The 1,623-nt window shown below is 50.1% G+C and carries 4 protein-coding genes; all 4 read right to left on the bottom strand.

What is annotated here, in order from left to right:
• Positions 1 to 339: sigma factor-like helix-turn-helix DNA-binding protein (locus ACTF5G_RS10160; protein ID WP_438952687.1), on the bottom strand; the 339-nt coding region annotated here is incomplete at its 3' end.
• 6 nt (positions 340 to 345) lie between these two features.
• Entirely contained in the window at positions 346 to 507 is a 162-nt protein-coding gene (locus ACTF5G_RS10155) for a hypothetical protein (RefSeq protein ID WP_438952686.1), read from the bottom strand.
• A 17-nt stretch (positions 508 to 524) separates the two neighbouring features.
• On the bottom strand, positions 525 to 878 hold the full coding sequence (locus ACTF5G_RS10150; RefSeq protein ID WP_438952685.1) for a hypothetical protein: 354 nt from the start codon (positions 876 to 878) through the stop codon (positions 525 to 527).
• A gap of 74 nt (positions 879 to 952) precedes the next feature.
• Positions 953 to 1,623, bottom strand: a 671-nt coding sequence (xthA, locus tag ACTF5G_RS10145; protein WP_438952684.1) for an exodeoxyribonuclease III, incomplete at its 5' end; no start/stop codon positions are given.

The raw sequence follows: 1,623 nt of genomic DNA, 5'->3' as shown, positions 1-1,623 counted from the left end.
CGTCTCTGTTGTGCTGAGACCCTCCCAGCAGCGCAACATGAAAACCTGTTGTTGGCGAGCGGGAAGATGAGTCAGCGCGGTTTTCAAAATTGTTATCTGTCGCTCACGCTCATGCTGGGTATGCGGGGTGGCACTGTCCGGCCCCGCAACGGCATTCATGGGGTCTTCTTCAGTCTCTTCACCCTGTTTATCCCGGAAACGGGAAAGCCATCCTTTAAACTGGCTCTGAAATTTTCTTTTCCGGTACAGGTCATTGATCTTGCTTTGCAATATTCGATAGAACAACGGGCGCCATTCACGCGATGGTTTGTGTGCATAGCTTACGACCAGCTGGGTCATGGCATCCTATACAATATCCAGTGCATCTTCCCTGTCCGCAAGGGAAGTCAATGCGATAGCGTAGGCCCTGCGCTCCACTGACGACAAAAAATTTTCCAGAGATTGCTGCGTCAGAGCCCTGTTCCTCTCATCATCATCTATCAAATTATCCCACAGCAAGAGTTGCATGGATAACCGCCACTCTGTTAACGGCTATGATGCAGTATTTCATTTAATAACACTGCTCCACCAATAATGTAGAGATAGTCGTCCGAAGCACTTTTGCGGTAGTGCCCATGGTTTTTGTGGTTGCCAGGATGCTTGTAGTGCTTTCGGTATTGATCCCCGTTGTTGTGTGAGCCAAACCGGTGATCACGGTAATGGCCATGCCTCTGGTAATAGCGATAATCATCCCGATAGCTGTTGCGATCGCTGTGCCGGTGTTCATGGCGATATTCAGCACGGAAATGCCGCTTGTGGCCACGATCTCCGGCCAGGGCTGGTGACATGCCAAATACTATTGATGTGGCCAGCAGGCCGGCAATGGCAAATCTATACATATCCAATTCTCCGTTTTTGTCGATAACATCAACTAAAACGTGCCAGCAACGCATAGGTTGACAAAAATTTCTGGTCAGGAGCTGAGAGACAGCCAGATTGGGCAGTGGTCAGAGGGTTTCTCCATGGCCCTAAGCTGGCAGTCAATACCCGCATCAGTGGCGGCAGATAAAAGATTTTCAGAGGCGAGAATAAGGTCAATCCTTAGGCCGCGTTTCGGTTGCGCCTCGAACCCCCGGCTTCGATAGTCAAACCAACTGAATCGATCTGGTTCATCGGAGTGGAAATAGTCAAAACTGTCTTGCAGACCCAGGTTCTGGAGCTTGGCTAACCATGCCCGCTCTTCGGGTAAAAAGCAGCATTTTCCGGTGCGCAACCAGCGCCTGCGATTTTCGTCTCCGATACCGATATCCCTGTCGAAAGGCGCTATATTCATATCGCCCATTACAATGATCTGGTCGTTATTGGAGTGAACGTGCGATAAGTGGTGTGTCAGATCTTTGTAGAACTGTTCTTTGCATGGGAATTTCAGTGGGTGATCACGGTTTTCCCCCTGGGGGAAATACCCGTTATAGACGTGTATTGTGCGGTTGTTAAAGGTGAACGCTCCGTAAATAAGCCTTTTTTGGCGATTCTCCGGGTCGCCAGGCAGCCCTCTCGTATGATGGGTAATCGGCAAGCGGTAGAGGAGGGCGACGCCATAGTGACCTTTTTGCCCGTGATAAATCGCATCATAGCCCATATCCC

It is taken from the genome of Porticoccus sp. (assembly GCF_965660005.1).
Lineage (GTDB): Bacteria > Pseudomonadota > Gammaproteobacteria > Pseudomonadales > Porticoccaceae > Porticoccus.
The sequence above is the reverse complement of the archived record's forward strand: the minus strand, read 5'-3'. Positions and strand labels throughout refer to the sequence as shown.